This window comes from Solwaraspora sp. WMMB762 (assembly GCF_049179115.1).
Classification (GTDB): domain Bacteria; phylum Actinomycetota; class Actinomycetes; order Mycobacteriales; family Micromonosporaceae; genus Micromonospora_E.
Genome location: NZ_JBMHMD010000001.1, coordinates 4,525,485 through 4,551,143 on the forward strand (window position 1 = coordinate 4,525,485; position 25,659 = coordinate 4,551,143).

Annotated in this window: 19 protein-coding genes; 10 read left to right on the plus strand and 9 right to left on the minus strand. The window is 65.0% G+C overall.

From position 1 onward, the window contains the following. The first annotated feature begins 22 nt into the window (after positions 1-22). The 6 genes from ACN27J_RS20140 to queF are packed head-to-tail and all read left to right on the plus strand — an operon-like array spanning position 23 to position 7,102. Positions 23-1,207 carry a 2-deoxy-scyllo-inosose synthase gene (locus ACN27J_RS20140; RefSeq protein ID WP_421368493.1) on the plus strand — a complete coding sequence of 395 codons (1,185 nt, stop codon included), beginning with the start codon at positions 23-25 and terminating at the stop codon, positions 1,205-1,207. After that, complete coding sequence (locus ACN27J_RS20145) at positions 1,200-2,225, plus strand: Gfo/Idh/MocA family protein (RefSeq protein ID WP_421368495.1); 1,026 nt, start codon at positions 1,200-1,202, stop codon at positions 2,223-2,225. The genes ACN27J_RS20140 and ACN27J_RS20145 overlap by 8 nt, the downstream gene beginning before the upstream one ends. A 28-nt stretch (positions 2,226-2,253) precedes the next feature. After that, a complete protein-coding gene (locus tag ACN27J_RS20150) occupies positions 2,254-3,486 on the plus strand; it encodes a glycosyltransferase family 4 protein (protein WP_421368497.1) in 1,233 nt (410 codons plus the stop codon). A 1-nt stretch (position 3,487) separates the two neighbouring features. Next, positions 3,488-5,470, plus strand: a complete 1,983-nt coding sequence (locus tag ACN27J_RS20155) for a B12-binding domain-containing radical SAM protein (RefSeq protein WP_278172551.1) — start codon at positions 3,488-3,490, stop codon at positions 5,468-5,470. Next, positions 5,467-6,723 carry a DegT/DnrJ/EryC1/StrS family aminotransferase gene (locus ACN27J_RS20160; protein ID WP_421368499.1) on the plus strand — a complete coding sequence of 419 codons (1,257 nt, stop codon included), beginning with the start codon at positions 5,467-5,469 and terminating at the stop codon, positions 6,721-6,723. The genes ACN27J_RS20155 and ACN27J_RS20160 overlap by 4 nt, the downstream gene beginning before the upstream one ends. A 7-nt stretch (positions 6,724-6,730) precedes the next feature. After that, positions 6,731-7,102, plus strand: coding sequence for a preQ(1) synthase (gene queF, locus ACN27J_RS20165; protein ID WP_278172554.1), 372 nt, complete (start codon positions 6,731-6,733; stop codon positions 7,100-7,102). Between the two features lie 92 nt (positions 7,103-7,194). On the opposite strand, the gene ACN27J_RS20170 is transcribed toward queF, so the two are convergent. From ACN27J_RS20170 to ACN27J_RS20185, 4 genes are all read right to left on the minus strand, one after another. Further along, a complete protein-coding gene (locus ACN27J_RS20170; RefSeq protein ID WP_421368501.1) occupies positions 7,195-8,532 on the minus strand; it encodes an aminotransferase class III-fold pyridoxal phosphate-dependent enzyme in 1,338 nt (445 codons plus the stop codon). Positions 8,533-8,600: 68 nt separating this feature from the next. After that, a complete protein-coding gene (locus tag ACN27J_RS20175; RefSeq protein ID WP_347403695.1) occupies positions 8,601-9,428 on the minus strand; it encodes an APH(3') family aminoglycoside O-phosphotransferase in 828 nt (275 codons plus the stop codon). A gap of 16 nt (positions 9,429-9,444) precedes the next feature. Then, a complete protein-coding gene (locus ACN27J_RS20180; RefSeq protein ID WP_421368504.1) occupies positions 9,445-10,797 on the minus strand; it encodes an aminotransferase class III-fold pyridoxal phosphate-dependent enzyme in 1,353 nt (450 codons plus the stop codon). A gap of 317 nt (positions 10,798-11,114) precedes the next feature. Continuing rightward, positions 11,115-12,986 carry a B12-binding domain-containing radical SAM protein gene (locus ACN27J_RS20185; protein WP_421368506.1) on the minus strand — a complete coding sequence of 624 codons (1,872 nt, stop codon included), beginning with the start codon at positions 12,984-12,986 and terminating at the stop codon, positions 11,115-11,117. Positions 12,987-13,084: 98 nt separating this feature from the next. Between ACN27J_RS20185 and ACN27J_RS20190 the strand changes: the two genes are divergently transcribed. After that, entirely contained in the window at positions 13,085-14,527 is a 1,443-nt protein-coding gene (locus ACN27J_RS20190) for an aminotransferase class III-fold pyridoxal phosphate-dependent enzyme (protein WP_421368508.1), read from the plus strand. 37 nt (positions 14,528-14,564) lie between these two features. Here ACN27J_RS20190 and ACN27J_RS20195 read toward each other — a convergent pair whose 3' ends face one another. From ACN27J_RS20195 to ACN27J_RS20205, 3 genes are read right to left on the minus strand one after another with little or no spacing between them, the layout of a single operon-like run. Beyond that, entirely contained in the window at positions 14,565-15,077 is a 513-nt protein-coding gene (locus ACN27J_RS20195; RefSeq protein WP_421368510.1) for a DinB family protein, read from the minus strand. A gap of 59 nt (positions 15,078-15,136) precedes the next feature. Next, positions 15,137-16,063 (minus strand): WD40 repeat domain-containing protein, encoded by a 927-nt coding sequence (locus tag ACN27J_RS20200; protein WP_421368512.1) that lies wholly within the window; start codon positions 16,061-16,063, stop codon positions 15,137-15,139. Between the two features lie 59 nt (positions 16,064-16,122). Then, the gene (locus ACN27J_RS20205) at positions 16,123-17,133 is read right to left on the minus strand and encodes a zinc-dependent alcohol dehydrogenase (RefSeq protein WP_421372353.1); all 1,011 of its coding nucleotides are present in this window, start codon (positions 17,131-17,133) and stop codon (positions 16,123-16,125) included. Positions 17,134-17,651: 518 nt separating this feature from the next. On the opposite strand from ACN27J_RS20205, the gene queC reads away from it, so the two are divergent. The 3 genes from queC to queD are packed head-to-tail and all read left to right on the plus strand — an operon-like array spanning position 17,652 to position 19,353. Next, positions 17,652-18,353 carry a 7-cyano-7-deazaguanine synthase QueC gene (gene queC / locus ACN27J_RS20210; RefSeq protein WP_421368513.1) on the plus strand — a complete coding sequence of 234 codons (702 nt, stop codon included), beginning with the start codon at positions 17,652-17,654 and terminating at the stop codon, positions 18,351-18,353. Continuing rightward, the gene (gene queE / locus ACN27J_RS20215; RefSeq protein WP_421368515.1) at positions 18,350-18,997 is read left to right on the plus strand and encodes a 7-carboxy-7-deazaguanine synthase; all 648 of its coding nucleotides are present in this window, start codon (positions 18,350-18,352) and stop codon (positions 18,995-18,997) included. Before queC ends, queE begins: the two co-directional genes overlap by 4 nt. Next, entirely contained in the window at positions 18,997-19,353 is a 357-nt protein-coding gene (gene queD, locus ACN27J_RS20220) for a 6-carboxytetrahydropterin synthase QueD (protein WP_416594887.1), read from the plus strand. Before queE ends, queD begins: the two co-directional genes overlap by 1 nt. Positions 19,354-19,414: 61 nt before the next feature. On the opposite strand, the gene ACN27J_RS20225 is transcribed toward queD, so the two are convergent. Further along, positions 19,415-22,804: an MFS transporter gene (locus ACN27J_RS20225; RefSeq protein ID WP_421368519.1), complete on the minus strand. Its 3,390-nt coding sequence runs from the start codon at positions 22,802-22,804 to the stop codon at positions 19,415-19,417. Between the two features lie 56 nt (positions 22,805-22,860). Then, positions 22,861-24,810, minus strand: a complete 1,950-nt coding sequence (locus ACN27J_RS20230; protein WP_421368521.1) for a hypothetical protein — start codon at positions 24,808-24,810, stop codon at positions 22,861-22,863. Positions 24,811-25,659: the final 849 nt, after the last annotated feature.

Genomic DNA, 25,659 nt, shown 5'->3' on the forward strand with positions numbered 1-25,659 from the left:
ACCCGTGACGAAGGGTTTGCGTATGAAGGTCGAGATACGTTTGGGTACGGTTCGGTATCCGTTCCGGCTCGGCACCGATTGTCTCGGCACCATCGTTGAAGACCTGGTCGACCTGTCGGCCAGCCGACTTCTGATCGTCTGCGACAGCAACACCGGCCCGCTCTTCGGTGCGGAGCTGGTCGAACGGCTCTCCCCCCGAGTCCCGGCCAACCTGCTCATTCACCGCGCCGGGGAACCGTACAAGGACCTCCAGGCAGTCGGCACGCTCGCCGAGTCGGCACTGCGGCTCGGCGCGGATCGCGCCTGCGTGGTGGTCGCCGTAGGTGGCGGCGTGATCGGCAACATCGCAGGGCTGATGGCCGCTCTCCTCTTCCGTGGAATCCGCCTCGTGCACATTCCGACGTCGCTGATTGCGATGTCCGACTCGGTCCTCTCGCTGAAGCAGGCCGTCAACGCCAGTGCGGGGAAGAACCTCATCGGCACCTTCTACCCACCCGAGTGTGTTCTCGCCGACGCCGCGATGCTGCGAAGCCTGCCGTTCCGGGAGACAGTCTCCGGCCTCTGCGAGGTCGTCAAGAATTCGCTGGCAGTCCGTCCCAGCATGGTTGAAATGCTCCGGGCCTCGCTACGCCGGGACGGAAACTACGACAACGAGACGATGTACCGAATCATCTCCGAGAGCATTCTGGCGAAAGCCTCGGTGACCATTGACGACATGCACGAGTGCCGGGCCGGATTGGTACTTGAGTACGGCCATACGGTCGGCCATGCCATCGAGTACACCGCAGCCGGTGAAATTTCCCATGGACAGGCGATCGGGCTCGGCATGCTGGTCGCCGCCGAGGTGTCCCGGCGGCTGGGCCACCTCGACGACGAAACGGTCGCGCTGCACCGGGAACTGCTGGCCAGAGCCGGAGCGGCGGTGACCGTTCCTGCGCACGTCGACCTCGACGAGGTGATGCACCGGCTCCGCTTCGACAACAAGCGCGGTTACCTCAGTGACCTGGCCGAGAGTAGTGCAATGGTCCTGCTGCGCGGGCTCGGCGAGCCACTGTGGCACGACGGGCGTCCACTGGTCCCGGTGCCGATGAAACTGATCGGCGAGGTGATCGGCGAACTCGCCCGCCCTGAGCTGCCGGGCCTCGGACTGAGCAGGTCGACAGGTGCGGAAAAGGTACCGGACGCGGTGGGGGCTACCGATGGTTGAGCGGGTTGGTGTCGCCATCGTCGGCGGCGGATTCATGGGCGGTGTGCACGCCGACGTACTGGCCGCCGACCCCCGGGCCGAACTGCGGTGGGTGGTGGACCGGGACGAACGCGTCGCGGCGGATCTGGCCACCCGTACCAGCGCACGCGTCAGCACGAGCCTCGACGACGCGCTACTTGACGACGCGGTCCGGCTGGTGGTGGTGGCCACGCCGGCGGCCACCCACCAGCCGATCGCGGCGCAGGCGATCTCCGCAGGTCGGCACGTCCTGGTGGAGAAGCCGCTGGTGCTCTCACCCGGGCACGCGCGGGAGCTGGCCGCCGAAGCCCGCAGCCACGGGGTGACACTTGCCCATGGCGGCAACTTCGGCTACGCCCCAAAGTTCGTCCGGGCGCACGAACTTGCCGCGGACCGGGATGCCTTGGGCACCGTCCACTCGGTCCGGGTTGTCTTCCGCACCTCCGGTCCGGACGCCGACTGGTTCCGGTCAAAGGCCACCGCCGGTGGCGGTGCCCTCACCGACCTCGGGTGGCATGCGGTGGAATTGTGTCGCTGGATGCTCGGTAAACCGGCCATCCGATCGATCACCGCCTGCACCCGGCAGCTCAGCGCGACCGGCGATGTCGAGGACCAGGGCATCGTACTGATCGAGTTCGCCGACGGCGCGATCGGACAGTGCGACGTCTCATGGGTCTGCCCCGGCGGCGAGCAACTCACGGTCGAGGTGATCGGCACCGAAGGGCTGGTCCGCGCCGACTTCTGGCAGGGCATGGGTGTCGAGGCCTACACCAACACCAAGTTCGGCGCGGTGTGGGAGCCCAACCAGGGGTGGTTGCGGCCCGAATGGGAGTGGATCCGCAACAGCGGGTACGTACACCAGGACCGTCAGGTGCTGGACGCGATACTCGCGGGCCGGCCGATGACACACACCCCTGACGACGCGATCGCAGTCGTCGAAGCGCTCGACGCCGCATACCGCAGCGCGGAGGACGGACGGAAAGTGGAGTTGAATGACTGAAGGCAGCGCCCCACGAGGCGTCCTCTCGATGACACCGTTCTACCTGTACGCCGACCATCAGAAGCTGTGGCAGCCCCGGTTCGACCCGATGGGCGGCATGCACGTGCTGGGCCATGCGATCGTGACGGAGATGGCCCGACGGGGATTCCCACAACGGGTTCTCACCATGGCCCCACCCGGCGTTCCGAAGGACCTCCAGACCGCGCCGAACATCAGCGTGCACGCCCGGCGACTGCCGGTACTGCCGATCCCGTCCAAGCTCGAGGGCTACTTCGGGCTGGTCGGAGCGTGGGCCAAGGCGAGCCTCCTCTACGTCGTTCGCAACCGGGAGAAGCTCCGGCGCGAGATCGGCATCGTGCACGCGCACTGTGACGGGTCCGGCTCAGCGCCGGCGTACGCGTACGCCGCCGCGAAGGTGCTCGACGTACCGATCGTGTCGCACATCTATTCCTGCCGGTCGTTGACCCAGCATCCGACCACGGTGTTCGAACAGGTGGTCGACCCGTTGGCGAAGTCGGCCGAGAAGTACGTTATCCAGCATTCCGGAGCGGTTCTCACTCTCAGCGACAAGGTGCGTGAGCAGATCCGCGACGAGTTGCACGTGCCGGACGATCGTGTGCATCGGCTCGCCCACCTGGTGACCGACAAATTCGTCGGCCACGATACGCCCGAGCGCCGAGAGGAACTGCGTCGCAAGTTTGGGCTCACCGACGACAAACCGACGGTTCTCTACGTCGGACGAATATCTTCGGAGAAGGGCGTCGACTGGTTCGTCAGGACCGCGGCAGAGGTCGCCAAGCGACGTGACTGCCGATTCCTCATCGCCGGGGACGGTCCGCAACGCGCGGACATCGAGGCGTTGGCCCGCCAGCTCGGGGTCGCCGACAAGCTGATCATCACCGGTTTCCTGCTCCCCGAGTACATCCCGTCGATCATCTCGCTCTCGACGCTGGCGGTCCTGCCGTCGCTGTACGAGGAGCTGGGCGTCGTGGTACTCGAGTACATGTTGATGAGGCGACCCGTCGTAGCGCACGACGTCAGCGGAGTACACAAGCTGGTCGAGCACATGAAGACGGGTGTGCTGGTGCCACCGTTCGACCCGCCGAAGCTCGCCGACGCCATTGAGATGGTGCTCGACGACCCGGAGTTGGCTCGGCGCCTTGCAGAGAACGCCGAACCGATACCTGCACGGGAGTATTCACTCGCGTCCGCAGGTGCTCGCCTTGAGGCGATTTATCTATCCCTAATGGAGGAGTCCTGAGATGACCATCCCTGACAAGATCGTCACCGGTGTCGCCTTCCCGCCATCGTTGCTGGCGGAGACCCCACCGATCTCCGTGGCGACCCTGACGGCGTACCTTCGCGACAAGGGCATGCCGGCCCGGGGCCTGGACCTCAACGCGGACTTCAACGAGTACCTGCTGAGCCGAGTCGAGATCGAGCAGGTTCAGGGCACGGAGAACATCCATGAGTTCACCAAGCCCTTCATCAAGCAGTTCTTCTTGAATCACATCACCGGCAACTACTTCACCGAAACCGACTTCGAGCAGTGGGAACTGCAGCAGCAGTGTCGGGTGGCGCCGGAGAGTCTCTCAATCTGGGACCCGCCGTTCCCGTTCTCGTACTGCGAGTTCCTGTCGATCCTGCGTGACGAACCGGAACGTGTCGCGAAGCTGGTCCGCGACCCGGATGCAAACATCTACCATGCGTTCTACCGGGAGAAGGTCGCCGGCCGGGCCTCCGAACTCGGCCTCATGGGCTTCTCGATCATGGGCTACAACCAGGTCATCCCCGCGCTGACCCTGGGCTACCTGATGAAGCAGGAGAACCCCGATCTCTACATCTGCTGGGGTGGGCCTTGGGTGACCTCCTTTGCCGACATGCTGATCCCCCGGCTGGAGTCTTGTCCGGAACTGGGCGACCTGATCGACGCGTTGGTCGTTCGCGAAGGCGAGGAGCCGCTGCTGAAGATGGCCGAGGCGCTGTCGCGGGGTGAACGGCCGGTGGGTATTCCGGGCGGCTGCAAGCCGATGTCCGAGCAGAGCGTGCTCGACACAAAGCCGGTCGGCCGCAAGCTGCTCCTGGAGATGTCGAAGCCTCGGGAGAATGTCCCCAACACCCACTGGCGCACCGAGAACGGCAGCTACGAGCGCAGCGGCGACATCTCCTGGGTCGCCGACATGAACCAGATTCCGACTCCCGACTACAGTGACTTCGACCTGTCGCTATACACCACGTTCCGCGAGGGTCAGGGCAGCCTGGTGCTGCAGGGTTCACGCTCCTGCTACTACATGAAATGTTCCTTCTGCAACGCGATCACCAACTTCGCACCCTGGAGCTACCGGGAACGCAGCACCGAAAACATCGAGAAGGACATCGACACGTTTCTTGAGCTGTATCCTGGTGTCGTACACTTCGACTTCGCGGACGCCGTCTTCCCTGCAAAGCGGCTGGTGGAGATCGCCGACTTCTTCATCGCGAAGAAGCGGCCGGAGTTGTTCTGGGAGGTCGACGTCCGCTTCGAGGGCAACATCGACAAGGCCGTACTGACCAAGATGCGTGACTCGCAGGGCACGCTCCGCTTCGGCTTGGAGACAGCAAACGAACGGCTGCTCGATCTGGTCCGCAAGGGCAACCGGATGGACGTCGTCCACCGCTTGCTCCAGGACAGCCGGGAGTTGGGCTACAAGCCGTTCCTGATGACCATCGTCGGCCTGCCCACCGAGAATCGGGACGAGGCTGAGGAACTCTACGAGTTCCTCAGTAACTACCACGACACCGTGACCTACCAGATCGCCGACTTCATCGTCGAACGAAACTCCCCCATCCAGCTACGACCAGACGAGTACGGAATCCACATCGACGAAGACGAGCAGCAGAGCTTCCATCACAATCTACATTTCAGCCGTCGCTCCGGGTACAGCGACGAGGAGGCCCAGGAGGTCTACCGCGACATCCTGGTCCGGACAATGCAGCGGTTCAAGGGTGCCCAGGAAGTCGACGTGGAGCAGGAACGTTCCCGGGTCGCGCCGGACGATTCCGTGTATCGGCTGAGCCTGCGCGCCGGATCGTTCGCGCTCGAAAACTACTGGGTGAAGCACAACAACATGCCGTTCGACGGACTTGTTCCCATCGGTTACAAGGTCCAGCAGCAGTGGACCGACATGACAGACAAGGGCACGGTCTTCGAGATCGACCCGGACATCGCCCTCGGGGCCCTCGCCGGGGCAGGTAGCCGCGGATGAACCAGAATCTGGCGATCCTCGGTGGCGATCCGGTCCGGACCCGACCATGGCCCGAGTGGCCACACGTCGGTCCGCAGGACGTGGAGCGGCTCCGCAGTGTGATCGAATCCCGCAACCTCGGCGGCATCCCCTTTCCGAACACCCTGCACCAGCAGTTCGCCGAGCAGTTCACCAGCAGGCTGGGTGCCAGGTACGGGGTGCTGATGACCAACGGCACCGTGAGCCTCTCGGTGGCGTTGCGGGCGCTCGGGGTGCACGCTGGCGACGAGGTCATCACTACCGGCTTCACCTGGATCGGGACGGTCGCCGGCATCGTGCACGTCAACGCGGTGCCGGTGCTGGCCGATATCTCCGACGACAACTGGTGCATCGACCCGGCCAAGGTCGAGGAGTCCATCACCGACCGGACTCGGGCAGTCATGGTCGTGCACCTGGGGAACCAGGTCGCGGACATGGATGCCCTGCTGGACATCTGCCGCCGACACGACCTGCTACTCATCGAGGACTGCGCACACGCCCATTTCGCGCAGTGGCGCGGACAGTGTGTCGGCACCATCGGCGACGCCGGCAGCTACAGCTTCGAGACCAGCAAGATCATGACGTCGGGCGAGGGTGGCTTCCTGGTCACCGGCAGCGAGGAGGCCTTCCACCGGGCCATGTCCCTGGTGCACGTCGGCCGCAAGGAGGCCCCGTACGACCGGTTCCCGGGGCGGGTCTTCGGCTGGAACCATCGGGCCACCGAGATGCAGGCGGCCGTGCTGCTCGGCCAACTCGATCAGTACGACGCCCTCGACGAACAACGCACGGCGATGGCGGAGCTGCTCACCAAGGGGCTTACCGAGATCGGCGGGTTCCTCCCGCTGCCGGACGATCCGCGGGTCACCCGACGGCAGCGGTATGAGCTTCTCTTCCGTTTTGACACGGACGCGTGGGAAGGGCTGCACCGGGACAAGGTGCTGGAGGCGATCCTCGCCGAAGGTGTGGAGTTCGAGGGGAACACCTTCTACCCGCCGCTCCACCGTGACCCGTTGTTCCACATCACCGCCGACGACTGGCCGGCGATCCGGGAGCGGTACGGCGAGAAGATCTCCCCGGACGCGTTCCACCTGCCGGTGGCCGAGCGGGTCGCCTTCGATGAGGCGGTGTGGATTCACCACTCTCTGCTGTCAGTCGAGCCCGAGGACGTACAGGACATGCTCGACGCAGTGGTCAAAGTTAGGGATAATCTGGGCGCATTACGGCAGAGCCTATGATCGGTCCATGGCGCTGACTAAGCTCGGGCAGGCGGAGGCCAAGCCTGACGGGACACTCGACACCTTTCCAATCACGGACAGCTCGCAGGAGATCACGATCGACTGCCGGGAGTTCACCTGCCGCTGCCCAATCACCGGGCAACCGGACTGGGCGACCATCCGGATCGACTACCGTCCGGGTGACCGGGGTGTGGAGACCAAGAGCCTCAAGCTCTACCTGGAGACCTTTCGGGATGAAGGCATCTTCCACGAGCACCTGGCCACGAGGATGCGTGATGATCTCGTCGCCGCCCTCGAGCCCGTCTTTCTCAAGGTGACTGTTGATTTCAACGTCCGTGGCGGCATCGCGCTGGCGGCGTCGAGCACGTACCAGCGCTGACTGTCGGCGCACCGAGTGGGGCGCGGCGAGACGGCGATGGCCCGGCGGTTCCTCAGCGGAACGCCGACCACCGCCGTCTCGCACTGTCCGGGTCAGTCCTGGGCCGGGACGAGGACCGGCTTCACCTTACGGTCCCGGTTCACCACCTGCTCGATAGTCGCCTCGATCAACATGTTCGTCCGCTCATCGTCGCGCAGCAGACCCCCGAACGCCTCCTCAGCGAAGTCCAACTTCCGCTCCAGCGTCAACTCCCCACCCGACCCCGACACCAGATCCGGCCGATCCACGACCACCTGACGCACAGCCTTCCGGAACGCCGACAACGCATGATCCACCGCAGCCTCGTCAAAAGCCATCGTCACCAACTGCGTACCAGAATCCTCGAAATACACTCCGTACTCATGCGCCGTCCGATAAATCTCCCAACCCAGATCATCACTCGGCAAAACCACATCGAACATCAAATCCGGCCCACCAACCCAATTCGGAATACCCTCCCCAACCAGAACATCCCGCATACCATCCGCCAACCGCCGCCCCATCGCCTCAGCATTCCCATAAACACCCGGCGTGTCCAAAACATCCAACACCGCCAACGCAGCCGCCATCGGCGGAACCTCACGCGTGTACGTGCCCTGAATCCCCGACACATCATACGCGTCGATGATATCCCGCCGACCCATCACCGCAGCCAACGAATGACCATTCGCCAACCCCTTACTCACCACCACCACATCCGCCGGCACCCCCAACCCGTGCACACCCTTCGGACCCGCCCGGAACCCCGTATACACCTCATCCATCATGAACGGCACACCATAGCGCCCACACAACGCCGACATCCGACGATAGAACTCGACATCAAAATACAACAGCTCAGGCGAGACAATAACCCCCGCCACCTCGTCACCAAAGGACTCCAACATCCTCCCCAAGGCCTTCTCGTTGTACCCGAAACCCACCACACCAGTCGTCTGCTGATAACCAAAAAGCTCCGACGCCAACTGCCACTCATGCCACCCGTGATACCCACAAGACAAAACCAGCTCCCGACCCGTCGCAGCCCGAGCCAGCCGAACCGCCATCGCAGTCCCCTCGGAACCAGTCTTGTGGAACACCACCTTCTCCGCACAGGCATACCGCTCGCACAACCGCTCCGCCAACTCCACCCGCGGCACCGACAACGTCGAAGCAAACGCCGTACCAAAATCCCGAATCTGCCGCACCATAGCCTCAACCACCGCAGGATGACGGTAGCCGAGGATCACCGCCGCATCGGCACCCGTAAGGTCGACGTATCGCTTTCCGGACAAGTCCGTCATCCAGGCGCCCTCAGCGTGCGCAATGACCGATGGATACCGGCCCGATATATCGGACTCTTCCGCCGCAGTCGTCCGGCGGGCCCGCGCTATCAGTTCATCGTAGTTCATCTGCCCATCACGTCATTTCGCATCGTGGTTGGCGGGCGTCCGGCCAGCACCGGTCCGCCCTGATCGGATCAGAGAAATTCGTCCAACAGCTGGAAGTAGGTCAGTTTGTCCTGGTCGACGGTCGTACAGCCGTACCGTCGGAGGAAGTGCTCAGCGTGCGGCTTCCCGTAACCCCAGACGTCGTCCTGGCCGATGTTGTACAGCGCCAGTGCAAGATCCGTCCACCGATCGGCGACCCCGGCCCGATCGACATCGAGGATCCCGGCCAAGGTCAACGTCTCCGGGTCTACCAACACGTTGTCCAGGCAGAGGTCACCGTGGCACACAACGAGGTCGTCCTCAGGTGGCGGCGTCAGCCGGCTCAACTCGTCCCAGAGTTGCTGCGCCGTCCAACCTTCGTGTGACTGATCCATGTCGTCGAGGTCCAAGGCGCCGAGCGACATCGAGACCCGCGCCTGGTGGACCAGTTGGGCCAACCGCCGCTCGAACGGGCACTGCTCGACCGGCAGCCCGTGCAGCGTGCTGGCGACCTCGGCGACTACATCGATCACCCGCCACCGCTCGTCCGGATTCCAGTGGCGGGCTGCCGGACGCCCGGGCAACCTGCGGGTGACGACCCATTCCAGCTCGTCGTTGCGGCCGAGCGCCACCACCTCCGGGACAGGCAGTCCCTGCTCGGACAGCCAACGGAGACGTTCGGCCTCCCGTGCCGGGCTGAACCTGTGGTCGTCGGGATGTCTGGGTGGCGTCGTCTTCACGTAGAAGCAGGGCTCCGCACCAACACTGTAGACGGTTGCACCTGATGAGCGCTCGCCCAGGCAGACCCATTGATCGCTCTTGTTACCCCAACCAGCCACCGAAATCGGTGCTGCTACAACCATCTTGGTGGCCCGCATCAAACTACGACCCGGGTCAGTCCTGGGCCGGGACGAGGACCGGCTTCACCTTACGGTCCCGGTTCACCACCTGCTCGATAGTCGCCTCGATCAACATGTTCGTCCGCTCATCGTCGCGCAGCAGACCCCCGAACGCCTCCTCAGCGAAGTCCAACTTCCGCTCCAGCGTCAACTCCCCACCCGACCCCGACACCAGATCCGGCCGATCCACGACCACCTGACGCACAGCCTTCCGGAACGCCGACAACGCATGATCCACCGCAGCCTCGTCAAAAGCCATCGTCACCAACTGCGTACCAGAATCCTCGAAATACACTCCGTACTCATGCGCCGTCCGATAAATCTCCCAACCCAGATCATCACTCGGCAAAACCACATCGAACATCAACTCCGGCCCACCAACCCAATTCGGAATACCCTCCCCAACCAGAACATCCCGCATACCATCCGCCAACCGCCGCCCCATCGCCTCAGCATTCCCATAAACACCCGGCGTGTCCAAAACATCCAACACCGCCAACGCAGCCGCCATCGGCGGAACCTCACGCGTGTACGTGCCCTGAATCCCCGACACATCATACGCGTCGATGATATCCCGCCGACCCATCACCGCAGCCAACGAATGACCATTCGCCAACCCCTTACTCACCACCACCACATCCGCCGGCACCCCCAACCCGTGCACACCCTTCGGACCCGCCCGGAACCCCGTATACACCTCATCCATCATGAACGGCACACCATAGCGCCCACACAACGCCGACATCCGACGATAGAACTCGACATCAAAATACAACAGCTCAGGCGAGACAATAACCCCCGCCACCTCGTCACCAAAGGACTCCAACATCCTCCCCAAGGCCTTCTCGTTGTACCCGAAACCCACCACACCAGTCGTCTGCTGATAACCAAAAAGCTCCGACGCCAACTGCCACTCATGCCACCCGTGATACCCACAAGACAAAACCAGCTCCCGACCCGTCGCAGCCCGAGCCAGCCGAACCGCCATCGCAGTCCCCTCGGAACCAGTCTTGTGGAACACCACCTTCTCCGCACAGGCATACCGCTCGCACAACCGCTCCGCCAACTCCACCCGCGGCACCGACAACGTCGAAGCAAACGCCGTACCAAAATCCCGAATCTGCCGCACCATAGCCTCAACCACCGCAGGATGACGGTGTCCGAGAATGATTGTTCCGCTGGCGGCGGTAAGGTCGACCATCCGGTTTCCCTCCAGGTCAGTCAACCATGCGCCCTCGCCCGACCGAATCATAGCCGAGAAGCGGGTCTCGATATCGTACTTTTCCGCCGCAGTGACTCGGCGGGCACGCTCCACCAGCTCTTGGTTCGTCAAGTTGGCAGGCTTCATGAATCGTATACCTTCTCTCGCCGGTTCGACTCGAGTCCAGGAGATCACTATGATCGATGCGGGCTGTGCGGTTCGGTTACCAGACGGGGTCTGTCCGACAGTCAGCGATCATCAGCCACCTTAGGAACACCGTTGGCATCAGTATAGGTCACGGCAACCGCACAGGGAATAATTTTTTCGCGTTCGACATCAGTGCTGCGGCGACTCCGCGCACAAGCGAGGTCGGACCTCGACAAGCCGAGCTGGGCCGAACGGTCGGTCGCAACTCGAACGGCTCGCCAACCCAGAGCTGGGGGCATATTCCAATAGGCTTCGGGTCAGGAAGCAGCGACTTCGGCAGGGACCGGGTCCGCTTCCTTGCGTCCCTGATCGAGCAGCTCAACGAAGCGGCGTTGGATTCTGCCGATCCGCTCATTGTCAGTTGGCTGGATGATGAACGAGCACCCTTCGACGTCGCCGGCGGTCTGCGCCCCCACCTGGCTACTGACCTGCGCTTCGCCGGTGTACAAAGCGATGGCGGCAGCGATCATGTCGCCCGCGAATCGACAGAACTGCTCGGCGCCCGCGCCCTTGTCGGGGTCCGCGACGTGCTGCATCACGCAGACACATCCCAACGGATGACTCAGCGCCAGCAGCCCGTCGGCCCTCTCCTGGACCGCCCGCACGGTGGCCGGCAGCTCCTCCGGGCTCGCCGGATCCAACTGGGCCATGCTGTGTTCGACCAGGCGCTCGCCGGCCTCCGCAACGGTGACCGGTCCCTGTTCACGGCGCTCCGCACCTTCGACGACGTACTTCGGCCAGAGCGCCATGGCCAGAGTTCCGACCCACACGGTATACAGTTCATCTGCTGCTAGGACGCCGTTTGCGAAGGCAAAGTTGAACTGGTCGAACAAGGCTGGATCGGTCAGCGGGTCGACGATGCCCTGCGACAGGCATGTCTGGTAGTCCGGTGACCCGTAGATTGGATAGAACGGGTTGGTCCAGAATTCGACCCCGGCCAGGACCAGGTTCACGGCATCTTGAATGATCGCGTCGAGACTCTGGTCAGGTAGGCCGACAATGATCGCCGCGCTCGCGCTCAATCCGAACTTCTCGAACAATGCAACCCCGGCGGAGACCTTGTCCAGCGAGGTGAAACCCTTGCGCATCTTTCGCAATCGAGCTGCGTCGGTGGTCTCCAACCCGAGAAAGAGGTCGTCGAAGCCCGCTTGGACCATGCTTTCCACCAGGTCCTCGGTGAGTTTCACGACAGTCATGCCGTTCGGCAGACTAAGGCGGATATCCAGGCCGCGCCGGACGATCTCCCGGCAAATGGCGTGGACTCGCCCGATGTCGAAGGTGAAGTTGTCGTCCTCGACCAGGAACCGACGAATCCCGTACACGTTGACGTAGTGCTCGATCTCATCGACGACACGCTCCGGGTCCCGGGCCCGGAACTGCTTGCCGACCGTTGCGTGCACGGTGCAGAACGAGCAGGAAAACGGGCAGCCGCGGCTGGTGATCAAGGTGACTGCAGCACCATACCGGTCGAAGTCCAGCTGGTCGGCGGCCGGCGGCGCGAGTGAGTCGAGATCCGCAACGAACGGTGCCCGCGGACGGACATGCGGCGAGCCGGTCGTCGTGCACCCGCAGAGCTCCTCGCCACAGCGAAACGCCACCCCGAGCATCTCGGTCAAGGGCCGGCCGGTGGTCAACGCGTCAAGCAACTCGACCGTTGTCACCTCGGCTTCGCCGAGCATCACCACGTCGATCTCGGGAACCTCCAGGACGTGCGGGAAAGCGACGGTGCCGTGCTGCCCACCAAGTATGACCTTTGCGTTCGGCAGGACCCGCTTTGCCATTTTGGCCAGCTCGTAGGCGCTCTCATAGTAGGGAGTGAACATGCATGAAATGCCGACAACATCCGCGTTACTGGCTGCCAGGGCAGCTTCGATACGCTCCGGTCGGGCGCCCCAGTGCATGATGTGCTGCCACCGTGGATGGCGGTCCAGCTTCGCCTGTTCGATCGCGGTCAGCTGGTCAGGCGGAACGACGTGGTTGTCCTCGGTATAAGCCAACGAGTCGAAGATCTCCGTGTCGTGGCCCGCCGCGCGCAGCGCGCCCGACACGTAGGCCAGACCGATAGGCACGTGACGTCCGATTTCTACCATGCATCCACGGATCGGCGGCTTAACGAGGAATACTTTCATTTGGTCACCTTCCATAATAGAAGGCGCTGGCCACCAGCGCGTTTGCCAGATCGCTCCGCGCCCCCGCTACATGATAATCGACACTGCGACCGAGGCAAATGCCCAAGTGGATCCGGCTCTGGGTACAGCTACATAGTGGACGAGCTGGCGGACAATCGCTGACAGTTGCCAGATACCGCCCCTCAGATGCCACTCCGCGGCGAGCGCTCGCGGTTCGCCAATTTGGCCCCTATGATTTCCAGGTGTCGCCCACAACCGGCCGAGGGGCGCAGGACGAGCCGGAGGTCATCCTTCTGATGAGAATAGCCAATGCTGATGGTTGCACGCCGTACGAAGTGGCACGGAACCTCGCTCTCGTTCGGGGCGAGGGCGCGTACGTGTACGACGCCGCAGGTCGTGGCCTCATCGACCTCTCCAACTCCTTCGGAAGCGTGCTGCTCGGGCATCAGGACCCCGTGGTCACCTCCGCAGTCCTCGATGCGGTACGCACCGGTCTGCCAGCGGCCGCCTCACTGGACCTGCAGAACCGGCTAGCCGCGCAGATCGCCGGAGACCTCCCCGGTGAGCAGCGGGTGGCGTTCTTCAAGACCGGCACGGCGGCGACCCGGGCCGCCGCTTCGGCCGCGCGTCAGGTCACCGGCCGGCGGTTGATCGCCAGCTGCGGCTACCACGGCTACGACCTGATGTGGGAGTTCACCCCGCCGGGCCAGCCGAACTCGGAAGGCGTGCTGCACTGCTACCACCTGCCCGAACTGCTCGACAGGGTGCTCGACGAGCACGCCGACGAGCTTGCCGCGGTCATCATCGCACCGGACTACATCCATGTCTCGCCGCAGTACATCGCCGACCTGTTCCACCGATGCCAGCGGGCCGGGGTGGTGACCATCGCTGACGAGGTGAAACACGGTTACCGCATGCTCCGGGGCGCCTCGGTCAACGGAGCCGGGGTCCGAGCCGACATCTACACCTACGCCAAGGGCATCAGCAACGGCTGGCCGTTGTCCTGCGTGGCTGGGGATGAACGTTTCATGGACCCGCTCGCCGAGTTCGTCTCGACTCTCACCTTCGAGGCGCCCAGCTTCGCGGCCGCCGCGGCAACCCTCGACCGGCTGACTGAGCTGGACGTCCAGGCCCGGCTTGGCACCGATGGTGGACGATTCGTATCCGAGGCTACCAAGCTGATCGATGCCCACGACCTGCCGATCGAGATGGCCGGGACCGGCGCTGCCTTCCAGTTCGTCTGTGCTCCAGAGGTAGAGGAGATCCTCCTGCCACACGCCCTGGCCGCAGGACTCATCCTTGAACCGTCCGACCAGCAGTATCCCTCGGCGTGCTTCCGGGACGAGGTGGTCGACGACGCCCTCGACAGACTCGGCCGTGCGCTCACCGCGATGGCGGCTTCCCGGCCCGACCTCGTCGGGCGGGAGGTCACCCAGCTCGACCGGGTGCAGTCGGCCTTCTGCCAGATGGACGGGCTCCCGGGGCGGCCGGACGGTTGGAGCTTGGCGGAGTGTGTGGACTACGTGACCGGCCAGCTTTGAGTGAACCTGGTGGCCACCGATGGCGCACGAAGGCCGGTCAATCGCCCTTCGCACCGTCGATGCTCTGCCTGATGAGGTCCGCGTGGCCGTTGTGCCGGGCGTACTCCTCGAGGATGTGCACCACCGTGGTCCGCAGGTTACGTACCACGCCCTCGTCCTCGTAGGTGTCGTCCAGGTCGCGCAGCAAGAAGGCTTTGCGGGTCAGCTCCACTTCCTGTAGGTAGAGCTCGAAGTTGGCCTGCACGTCCGCCGTGGCGACGTCGTCGAAGGCAGCATCCGGACGCTCCTCCGTGGAGTACGGATCGTCGATTGTCTCCCCGGAGAGGAGGCTACGGAGCCACCGCTCGAGCTCGGTCATGTGGCGCAGCAGACCGAGCAGGGTCAGATTGGTCACCGGGACGCTGTTTGTCGTCAACTGCTCGGCGGTCAGGCCCGAGCACTTCAGCAGCAGAGTGTCCCGATGGTAGTCGAGCCAGCCCGCCAGTACGGTGGCCTCGTCGCCCGATACGGGATCCGGCTTCCGGTCGACGGTAGGGGCGGTCCAGGTCATCTGATGGTCCTTCCGTAGTCGGGTCAGGAGATACCGGTTAGCCGGCGGCTGATCTGCTCTTACGAGAATGTCGGAAACGGCAAGATCCGGGCGGTACCGTCCTGGCTGGCCGTGACGATGCGTGCGCCGGTCCGGTCGAAGGCAACGTTCCACACCGGCATGGTGTGTCCGGTCGCCAACTGCCCGATCTCTCGCCCGCTCCCGACGTCCCAGACCCGTACGGTGCAGTCCTCGGCCGCGCTGACGAGCAAACGACCATCCGGATGGAACGCCACGCCGTCCACCGCGTCGGTGTGCCCGACCAGCGGGTCAACCGCCGGCCCGTCCACCGCGCAGTCCCAGATCCGAACGGTTCGGTCGTCGGATCCGCTGGCCAGAAGCCGTCCGTCAGGGCTGAAGGCGACGCTGACCGTGCCCTTCGAGTGGCCGACCAGCGGTTCGCCGACCAGACCGCCGGTGGCGGTGTCGTACAACCTAAGTGCGTCGCCGGTCGATGCGATCAGGTGACCGTCCGGGTGAAAGGCCACCCCGTCGATCTCGTCCCGGCTCGCGGTCAGTGGGCTCCCCACCGGGTCGCCACCAGGGACCTCCCAAAGCCGTACGGTATGGTCGGCGCTGCCGGTGGCCAGGAGGTCTCCGGTGGGATGGAACGCCAGGCCGTAGACGCCGGCGGTGTGGCCGGTCAAGGGTTTGCCGACCTGACGACCGGTGGTGATGTCCCAGAGCCGAGCGGTCCGGTCCTCGCTCGCGCTGGCCAGCAACCTGCCATCAGGGTGGAAGGCCACCAGCCAGACCGTATCGGTGTGTCCGCCCAGCGGGCGGCCAACCGGCTCCCCGGTACTTGCGTCCCAGAGCCTGACGGTGCCGTCCTCACCGCTGGTGGCGACCAGATGGTCCGCCGGGTGAAAAGCCGCGCTGATCACGCCCCGCTCATGCCCGACAAGCATCATGGGTTCCCGGGTCGGGCTTGCTGCTGCCAGCTCCACCTGTCTACTCCGTCTTGACGTTGGGGCACGGGCCCAATCGAGACTCGAACCAGGCGGGACTACTCCTCGCGGAGGTCGAAGACGACCCGAATCGTGTTACCGGTTCGGTTGATCGCCCGGTCGATGGCCGGGGAGTACTCGTCAAGTGGGACAATATCGGTAAGAATCCGCCGAGTATCGATCGCGCCGTCCGCGATGAGGTCCACGGCCTCCCGGTACTTACCGCCCGGTCCCATCACGCCGACCATGCTGGCGTACGACAGCGGCAGCCGTGCGGTCTCCAGTGGGTGCTCGGCACCCACCTGGTAGCCCACCAGACAGACCCGGCCGCCGGGGCGGACCAGGTCGAGCGCGCGGACCACCGACTCCGGATCACCGGACGCCTCGAACACGACGTCCACCTTGTCCGCGTAGCTGGTGAGTTCCGGTAGCTCGCTGGGATGGACCGAAACGACGGCTCCGCTCTCCTCGGCGACCTTGCGGCGCTCGGCAACCAGGTCGGTGACGAGCGTTACCGTTGCCCCGGTCGCGCGAGCCGCCTGGATGAGCAGCTGGCCGATACCGCCGGCGCCCAGTACGGCCACCCGCTCGGCGGGGCGGAGGCTGATCCGGTCCACCGCGTGCAGGGCGACGGCGAGTGGTTCGGCCTGGCTCGCCGCGGCCAGGTCCATCCCGTCCGGTAGGGGATAGAGGTTGGCGAGCGGGGCCGCGACGTAGCCCGCGCAGCCGCCGTCCACGGTAAAGCCGATCTCGACGAGGTCCTCGCACATCACCGGCAGCCCGTCGCGGCATGGCCCGCAGACCTGGCAGCCGACGATCAGATCACCCGTGACCGCGCGCCCGACCCAGGACTCATGACCGTCCGGCGCGGAATCCACCACCCCGGCCCACTCATGACCGGGCACGATCGGGTACCGGTTACCGTGCCACTTGCCACGGAACAGCCATAGGTCGCTGCCACAGAGACAGCAGTAGTGCACCTTTACGACTGCCCAACCAGGAGGAGCCTTCGGCCGAGGAAGGTCTACAATCTGGGCCTTGTGTCCACCATGGAACTGCAGCGCCCGCATCCGTCCCCCCACACGGTCGTGAGTCGATCTCTGGAACACTTTAGATGCCGGGAGATCAAGGCTCAACAGTTTCCGCACCACAAACTGGAACTTGACAGATGATCGAGACTCAACTAAGATTCTCGCCAATTATGCGGCAGCACCGATTAGGTTGGGTGACTGATCCGCACGCTGACGTCATCGCAGATCCGGAGCAGATCCGGAGCGGTTCCGGAGCAGATTCGGTTGATGCCGCACCAATGATCGAATACGTCCAGTTTGAGGTACGACGATCGGCATTGCGGCGGTTCTTGACGCGCTGAATTCCGGTATGAATTCGCCAGGACCCGAGGTCCCGGCACGCTGCTTCGCAGGGCAGTAGCGGCGGGGCGCACTCGTTGCACCGGATCACGGCGAGCCGGCCGGCGTGGTCCCCGCCCGGGGCGCTGGCCCTGATCGGGGCTCTGGCGGCACGCTGGGTATGCTTGCCAGCCGGGTAGACCTGTGCTGATAGACGAGGGCGGAAGGTGGCGGAGTAGGTGCCGACGGGGACGCGTAATGCCGTGGTGCTGCTCAGCGGCGGCCTCGACTCCACGACGGCGCTCGCGATCGCGATACACGAGGGCTACCGGGCCCACACGCTCAGTTTCCGGTACGGGCAGCGACACACCGTCGAACTTGACGCCGCCGCCCGCGTGACGAAGGCACTCGGCGCGGCCCAGCACATCGTCGCGGACATCGATCTGCGGGCCTTCGGCGGGTCGGCACTGACCGACGACGCGCTCGCGGTACCGCACCGTACGAACGCCGACGAGATGGGCGACACCATCCCGGTCACGTACGTACCGGCACGCAACACGATCTTCCTCTCGTTCGCACTGGCCTGGGCTGAGACCCTGGGCGCCTCCGACATTTTCATCGGGGTGAACGCACTGGACTACAGCGGCTACCCGGACTGCCGCCCGGAGTACATCGCTGCGTACGAGGCGATGGCCAATCTTGCCACCAAGGCCGGCGTCGAGGGGCAGCAGCGGCTGCGCATCCACACCCCGCTGATCCGGCTGACCAAGGCTGCGATCATCCAGCGGGGTCTGGAGCTGGGTGTCGACTTCGCCTGGACACACAGCTGCTACGACCCGGTCGACGACCGGGCCTGCGGCAGCTGCGACTCCTGCCTGCTCCGGCGACGCGGTTTCGCTGAACTCGGCATGACCGACCCTGCCCTGTCCGGCAACGGATGATCGGCGTGTACCGGGTCAAAGAGATCTTCTACACCCTCCAGGGCGAGGGTACGCATGCCGGTCGCCCCGCCGTCTTTTGCCGCTTCACCAGTTGCAATCTCTGGACCGGGCGAGAACGCGATCGACATCGGGCGATCTGTCGCTTTTGTGATACCGACTTCGTCGGCACCGACGGCACCGGGGGCGGGCGATTCCCTTCCGCCTCCGATCTGGCCGCCGCCGTCGCCGAGGCTTGGCAAGGGCGGGCGCACCCCCGCAGCCGGCGGTACGTGGTGTGCACCGGCGGCGAGCCACTGCTGCAGCTGGACGAGGCGGCCGTGACCGCCCTGCACGAAGCAGGCTTTGAGGTCGCGGTCGAGACCAACGGCACTTTGCCCGCGCCTGCGGGCATCGATTGGATATGTGTCAGTCCCAAGGCCGGCGCGGAGGTGGTACTCACCCGGGGTGACGACTTGAAGCTCGTCTTTCCCCAGCCGGAGGCCGACCCGGCTCGCTTCGAGCACCTCGACTTCGGCCATTTTCTGCTGCAGCCGATGGACGGCCCGGACCGGGTCGCCAATACCGCGGCCGCGGTGCGGTACTGCCTGGAGCATCCACAGTGGCACCTGAGTTTGCAGACTCACAAGTACATTGGGATTGCCTGATGGAGATCTTCCGGGAGTTCACCTTCGAAGCCGCGCACCGCCTGCCGTACGTGCCCGAGGGACACAAGTGCGCCCGCCTGCACGGGCACTCGTACCGGGTCACCGTGCACGTCAGTGGCCAGGTCGGAGCGCAGACCGGTTGGGTGATCGACTTCGGCGATCTCAAGCAGGCGTTCGCACCGGTCCGCGAGCAACTCGACCACCACTACCTCAACGAGATCGCCGGACTGGAGAACCCGACGAGCGAAGTGCTGGCCCGATGGATCTGGCAGCGACTTGTCGGTCAGTTGCCGTTGTCGGCGGTTACGGTCCGGGAAACCTGCACGTCCGGCTGCGTCTACCGAGGCGAGGACTGAGCAGGCCGGGGCGCTACTGGTGGTCGGGCCGCCGCAGAGGCCGGCCCGACCACCTCCAGGTTCAGACCCGGGACTCGCTCGTCCGGTCCCCTTGATCGGCGACCATTCCGGCCTGCTCCTCGGTTGCTGTCACGGGATCTCCCGGCCGACCGGCGCGGCTCGCCGTAGCAGCCGTTGTCGTCGTTGCCTGCTCGTCCGTCTGCCTGGCCTGCTCGTCCGTCTGCCTGTCGCGCGCTTCGGGCGGCATCGGATGCAGCGGACGCAGGCCGAGAATCTGCAGCCGGCCAGGAAAGACGTTCAGTCGGCCGAAGTCGTCCAGACGGTTGCTGGTCCTGACGATGGACCGACGGTGCCGTCTCGTCTCCTCGAGAATCCGTTCCCGAGCCAGCGGATCGAGGCGCGTGCCGGTCCGCGGATCGGTGCCCGCACGGGCATGCCCCGGCTGGGCGAAGTCCGCCTCGCTAGCTCGCAGCCAGGCAGCGGTGTCCTCGCGGATGCCGTCGGCGAGTCGACGCACAGCCGTACCGTGGCTGGCCCCCTCGTCTCGGTCCTGCCAGTAGCGGAGAACCCGGGATGCGTGACCCATCATGCCGGTTGCGGAGCCCCCACTGAGCAGGAAACTGCCGTTTCCGAACGAGTCTCCGGCGACCACGCAGTTCGGGGCAACCAACGCGTCCCGCCCGATCCGCTCTACATTGCTGACCAGCTTCGGGGTGGCGAGGCTGAGGGTACGAACAAGCTCCTGGCGGGGAATTTCGGTAAGCAGCGGCACCTGGTCCAGGAAGTAGTCCCGGATCAGGTAGCGGTGCGCTCCGAAGTACTCAGCGGAGTCCTGACGGGTGATGGCCGGCACCATGCCCGCCTGGATCGGATCGAACGTCCGGTAGTCCGGTACCTCCAGGATCGTCCAGCCGGTTTCGCTGAAGCCGTCGTGCCCGAGCGTGATCTGCCGCACCCAGTACTCGTTGCCCTGCTTGTCGAAGGCCGAGGCGATGCGCTGACGGGAGTTCGCCCCGACGTTCACCGCGATCAGTCCGACGATGTAGTCGGCTTGAGCCACGACCGGACCGCGTCCGTCCTGGTGGTCGATCGTCACGATCTCCTGGGTGAACCCGAGTCGACTGGCGTCGGCGCTCTCCACCCCCTCAGCGATCATGATCAGACCGGGGGTGCCGAGATCGACCGGTTCGGTGCCTCGGGCCCGGATCCGTCGGTAGCTGCCCTTCTCGTCGATCTCCCGGATGGCCTCGATCTGAACCCTCAGCCGACCGTCCGAGCCTCGGACGAACCCATGGTCCTGGGCCGGTTCCCGGCGAAGCCAGCGCCGCCATCCGCTCGGCCGGCTCGGCTCTGCCACTCGGTGGTAGGTGAAGAGGCGGCACCTTGGCTCCCGGCCGGCCGCCAGGTCCATCCGCTCTATCTCCTCCAGGTACCGACGTAGCATGATCAGCAGATCCTCCGCGTTGACCTGGAAGGCGGGGGACTCCGCGAAGACCTCGTCCATCTTGCGTCCGACGGTTTCCGAATCCGGGCCCAGGTCCAGGGAAGGCACTGCTGGGTGTGTGACGGTGACGGCCCGATGCGGCTTTCCGTCCACCCACCTGTCGTCCACGAACTCCGCTGTGCCGACGTGTCCCCCGACGCACGAGTCGGCCCATCCGTACAGGATCTCGTCGGCCCGGGCCTCGGCGCCGTCCTCGGCATCGGGCCGGTAGAAGACCTCGTGGAGGATGAACGGGTTCCCGTCGATCCGGCGTGGAATGCCCTCCGGGCCGTAGCGCTCCCGCATCATCCGGTCGATGACCGCGAGATGGTGGTAGAGGTCGGCCCGGACCTTCCACTGCATCAGCGTCAGGTACGGGTCACCCCGCAGCTCGACACCGACCGCCCGCCGGCCGCTTGCGATCGACCAGAGCATCGCCATCATGTTGGTGCCGCCCAGGCCCACCGCGAGGAAGTCCGGATCGGCAGCGCCGGTCGGGTCGACCTGCCGGTTCGGCGGTGTCGATGCCGTCTCGTCCAGCGAGTCGGGCGCAGTCCTGGGTACCTCGCTCTCCACCGCGAAGGCGGCGAGCAGCATGGCTACGGCCATGGTGCCGAAACCGACCAGGAATGCCATCTGGAAACCGTCGGTCAATGCGGCAGCCGTCGTCTCACCTCGGGCGATGGCTGACTGCGTGACGTTGGCCGCTACTGGGGCCAGCACCGCCAGTCCGATCGCGGAGCCGAGCTGCTGGGTGGTGTTGAGCAGGCCGGACCGAACCCCACTGTCCTTGAGCGTGGCGTCAGCCAGGGCGATCCGCAACACGGGGGGTGTCGCAAGGCCGGAACCGGTACCGATCAGCAGCAGTGCCGGGAGTACGTCGATCCAGTAGCTGCCCTCCGTCGGGATTCGGGCCAGCAGCAGCAGGCCGATGGCCATCAGGCCCATCGCGGGAAGGAGCAACGTCTTCGCGTCCCGCTTACGGGCGAGCCGGGGAGCGATCTTCAACGAGCCGACCCCGATCGCGACGGCGGCCGGCACGAACGCGAAGCCCAGTTCCAGCACCGTGAAGCCGAGGACGTTCTGCAGATAGAGGGCGCAGAGGAAGAACATGGCAGTCGGCCCGGCGACCATCAGGGCCAGGACGATGTTCGACCAGGCGACGTTGCGGGCGCGAAGTATCGCGCCGGGCATCAGCGGATTTCGGGCCCGCCGCTGCCAGCGGACGAACACGGCCATCAGCAGCAGCGCCGCACCGGCGAGCAGCGTTGTCCGGAGCTCACTGAAATCGGCCTGCACGATGGCGGAGACCGCCAGCATCAACGAGCCAACCAGGGCCAACGCGCCGATCCAGTCGATCCCGTCACCGGCCGTCACGTCGCGGACGTTGTCCAGCAGCCGGACTGCCGAAAGAATGGTGATAAGCCCAATCGGAACGTTGACGAAGAAGATCCAGTGCCAGCTCAACGACGCGGTCAGTGCTGCGCCGGCCAATTGGCCGAGCGCGGCTCCGGACGCCGCCACAAAGGCGTAGAAGCCGAGTGCCCGGGCCTGTTCCCTGGGTTTCGGAAACATGGTCACGATCATGCTGAGCACGACGGCGGTGGTGAACGCGCCACCCACCCCCTGCACGAACCGCGCTCCGATCAGCACGGCCTGGTCATTCGCCAGCCCGCAAACGACCGACGCGGCGGTGAACAGGCCGAGACCACTGAGGAAGACCCGCTTCGTACCGATCAGGTCGCCGAGCCGGCCGGCGAAGAGCAACAGCCCGCCGAAGGGAATAAGGTACGCGTTTACCACCCAGGCCAGGTCGGCCTGGGAGAATCCCAGGCCGACCTGGATGGACGGGAGGGCGACATACACCGCAGAGCCGTCGACAACGGAAATCAGCACGCCTACGCAGAGCACGACCAGCGCGAGTTGCCGCTCCCGCAGGCTCCGCAGCGGCCGTGCTGTTTCACGCACGACGACCGTCTCGCCCGAACCGCCGTAGGAGTCGCCGCGGGGTTGGCTGAGCAGGCTCACGATTCCGAACCGGCCCCGACCGCGACGGTCTCCCGGATGTCGCCACCCGTCGACGCGTCATCTTCGGTTGCGGACATGACCCGCCGCTGTTCAGGATGGGTGGTCATCAGCGGCGGTAGTTCACTGCTGTGCAGGCGGCCGCTACGTACCGAGAGGCGTCGCCAGTCTGACGGGTCGAGCGGCACGAGCGAATGCCGGTGCCGGCGGGTCGCGTCGATCGTGTTCGCCCGTTCGCTGGAGGCACGTCCGCTCTGTTTCTCGATCTCCTTGATCCGCTCCTCGCCGAAGTTGATCGGCACGGCCTGGCTGAACTCCTGGGCACTGGCCTGGAGCCAACCGAGGGTGTCGGCCTTGATCTGGTCCGCCAGGGCCCGGATCGCCGCTGGCCGGTCCATCCCGGCGTCACGTGCCTGCCAGTACCGCAGCACCCGGGAGCCGTGCCCCACCATGCCGGTGATCGCACCACCGCTGGTCATGAAGTGGCCGTTGCCGAAGGAGTCGCCGGCCACGACGCCGTTGGCGGCTACCAGTGCGTCGGCGCCGATCCTCTCCACCAGGCTGAACAGCTTCGGACCGTAAGGAGCCTGGACCTTGTCGAGTTCCGCCACGGGGATCTCGGTGATCAGCGAGACCTGCTCCAGGTAGAACTCGCGCAACAACTGCTGATACGCGTTGAGGTACTCCTTGGCCCGTTTCGGTGTGCCGGCAGGGACCAGCCCGGCCAGGATCGGGTCGAAAGTCTTGAAGTCCGGCACCTGGACCAGAATCCAGCCCACCTCGGGGTCGTCCTCGTGGCCTACCGCGATCTGGCGAACCCAGTACTCGTTCCCCTCGCGGTCGAACTCGGACGCGATCCGCCGCCGCAACCGGCCGCCGACGTGCAACTCGAGGTAGCCCGCGAGGTAGTCGGCCTGGGCGACGACCGGCCCTCGCCCGTCGTGGTGGTCGACCGCGACATCCTCCTGACGGAAGCCGAGGCGGTCGGCGTCGCTGCTGTCGAAGCCTTGCGCGATCATGAACAACTCGGGGACGCCCAAGTCGATCAGCGGGGTGCCTGGCTTGCGGATCCGGCGGTACCGGCCGCGGTAGTCAAGCTCCTGGACCTCCTCGATGATCAATCGTTTGCGCCCGTCCGGCAGACTGACGAACCCGTCCTCCTGCCGCATCCATTTGAGGAAGCCGTCGCCGTCCCCCTCGTCGCCGATCGCGACCCGGTGGGAGAGGAAGAGGCGTACCCGCGGCGGGACGCCTGCGGCGATGTCCATCTCCTCGATCAACTCGAGGTAACGGCGCAGCATGATCAGCACCTCGGAGGCGCCGGCCTGGAAGGTGGATGGACCGTCGAGGACCTCGAGGACATCCCGCCCGACCTTGCTCGGGTCGTGCTCGGCCGGTGGTTTGGCGGGCTGCAGAACGGTCAGCACCCGTTCCGGTTTGCCTGCCGACCACCGGTCGTCGATGAACTCGGTGTGGTGAATGAGCCCCGATACGTGCGAATCCTCACCGCCGGCGATGATCTCGTCGGCGTACACGTCACCGGGTTCGGTGACCGCACTGTAGAACGTCTCCCGGAGCTTGAAGAGCCGGCCGTCGCCCTTGCGGGGAATGCGCTCCTCGCCGTACCGAGCCAGCATCAGCTGGTCGATCAGGCCGAGATGATGCCAGAAGTCTTCCCGGATGTTCCAGTGGACACCGAGGGAAGGGTCGCCGCGCAACTCGACGCCGACGCACCGACGGCCGTTGGCCACCGACCACAGCATCGCCATCATGTTGGTTCCGCCGAGCCCGAGTGCGACGAAGTCCGGGTTGTGAATCCCGGTCCAGTCGATCTCGGTTTTCGTCCCACGCGACATCCGGGAACGCTCCGTCGGGTCGAGCGCGGTCGGCGGCCCTCCGCGCGACATACGTTCGACCAGGGAAGCTAATCGGAAATTCTTCATGGCCATTTCCCTCGACTCTCGAAAATCAGATGTGACCGGAACAGTCAAGAGGACTTTCGTTGGCCAGGGTGGCGATGGCACATTTCCCAAATACACCGATCGACTACCCTCGGTCTACGTGCGCCCTCCGGTCCACGCACGGCACTGTGAGGCGGGCGTGAATGATGCGCTCAACGTCATGCACATGCACATCGGTGGCCAGGTAGCTCGGTACCGGCCAGCGGCATCGCCATCGGTCGATCGCATCGCCACCCAACGTTACGAGGCGTACACCCGGCCCTGACTTTAACAGCGGGATTGGGAAACGTCCACATGAGCAGTTTAGCCGGCCGACTCAACCCGGAATCGGCGGTCTGCCCGCACCCACGTGGACGCGTCCGATACTTAACGTATTCCCGACTGCTCCGGCATTCCACCGCCACCGCCATGGCCCTCGCCAGCCAGGTGGTCGGCGCACCTACCAGGCGCGCTGCCGCGCAACCTCGATCGCAGGCGCCGCCCATCGGGCCGACAACCGGCGCTGCGGACGGGTGCACCGGACGACTGCTGCCCGAAACGGCGCCCTGGCACCAGGCGTGGTGACCGGCAGGTACAGGAGTCGGGCGGTGGCGGCGGGACCACTCACTGGCTGCGCAGTCCAGGCAGTTGACGGCATCCGGGCCCGGATCGGCGCGGTCGGACCGAGGCGTACGGCCACCAGTGCAGATTCCACTTCGTACCGAGAGATCCGCACCAATTGAAATCGTACGGACATACTGGCAGATATGCGTGAACCGCCCATATCGGGCACCGACAAAGCCGCCATCGGATTGCTTGACGCTCATTCGGCTCCATCTTAGTATCAAACCCCGCCGG

Coding starts and splice junctions, on each gene's coding strand:
- ACN27J_RS20175 (WP_347403695.1), bottom strand. CDS start 9,428: ATGCGGGCCACCAAGATGGTTGTAGCAGCACCGATTTCGGTGGCTGGT.
- ACN27J_RS20190 (WP_421368508.1), top strand. CDS start 13,085: ATGCCCAAGTGGATCCGGCTCTGGGTACAGCTACATAGTGGACGAGCT.
- ACN27J_RS20155 (WP_278172551.1), top strand. CDS start 3,488: ATGACCATCCCTGACAAGATCGTCACCGGTGTCGCCTTCCCGCCATCG.
- ACN27J_RS20145 (WP_421368495.1), top strand. CDS start 1,200: ATGGTTGAGCGGGTTGGTGTCGCCATCGTCGGCGGCGGATTCATGGGC.
- ACN27J_RS20180 (WP_421368504.1), bottom strand. CDS start 10,797: ATGAAGCCTGCCAACTTGACGAACCAAGAGCTGGTGGAGCGTGCCCGC.
- ACN27J_RS20140 (WP_421368493.1), top strand. CDS start 23: ATGAAGGTCGAGATACGTTTGGGTACGGTTCGGTATCCGTTCCGGCTC.
- ACN27J_RS20185 (WP_421368506.1), bottom strand. CDS start 12,986: ATGAAAGTATTCCTCGTTAAGCCGCCGATCCGTGGATGCATGGTAGAA.
- ACN27J_RS20230 (WP_421368521.1), bottom strand. CDS start 24,810: ATGGCCATGAAGAATTTCCGATTAGCTTCCCTGGTCGAACGTATGTCG.
- ACN27J_RS20150 (WP_421368497.1), top strand. CDS start 2,254: ATGACACCGTTCTACCTGTACGCCGACCATCAGAAGCTGTGGCAGCCC.
- queD (WP_416594887.1), top strand. CDS start 18,997: ATGGAGATCTTCCGGGAGTTCACCTTCGAAGCCGCGCACCGCCTGCCG.
- ACN27J_RS20160 (WP_421368499.1), top strand. CDS start 5,467: ATGAACCAGAATCTGGCGATCCTCGGTGGCGATCCGGTCCGGACCCGA.
- queF (WP_278172554.1), top strand. CDS start 6,731: ATGGCGCTGACTAAGCTCGGGCAGGCGGAGGCCAAGCCTGACGGGACA.
- ACN27J_RS20205 (WP_421372353.1), bottom strand. CDS start 17,133: ATGCGGGCGCTGCAGTTCCATGGTGGACACAAGGCCCAGATTGTAGAC.
- ACN27J_RS20170 (WP_421368501.1), bottom strand. CDS start 8,532: ATGAACTACGATGAACTGATAGCGCGGGCCCGCCGGACGACTGCGGCG.
- queE (WP_421368515.1), top strand. CDS start 18,350: ATGATCGGCGTGTACCGGGTCAAAGAGATCTTCTACACCCTCCAGGGC.
- ACN27J_RS20195 (WP_421368510.1), bottom strand. CDS start 15,077: ATGACCTGGACCGCCCCTACCGTCGACCGGAAGCCGGATCCCGTATCG.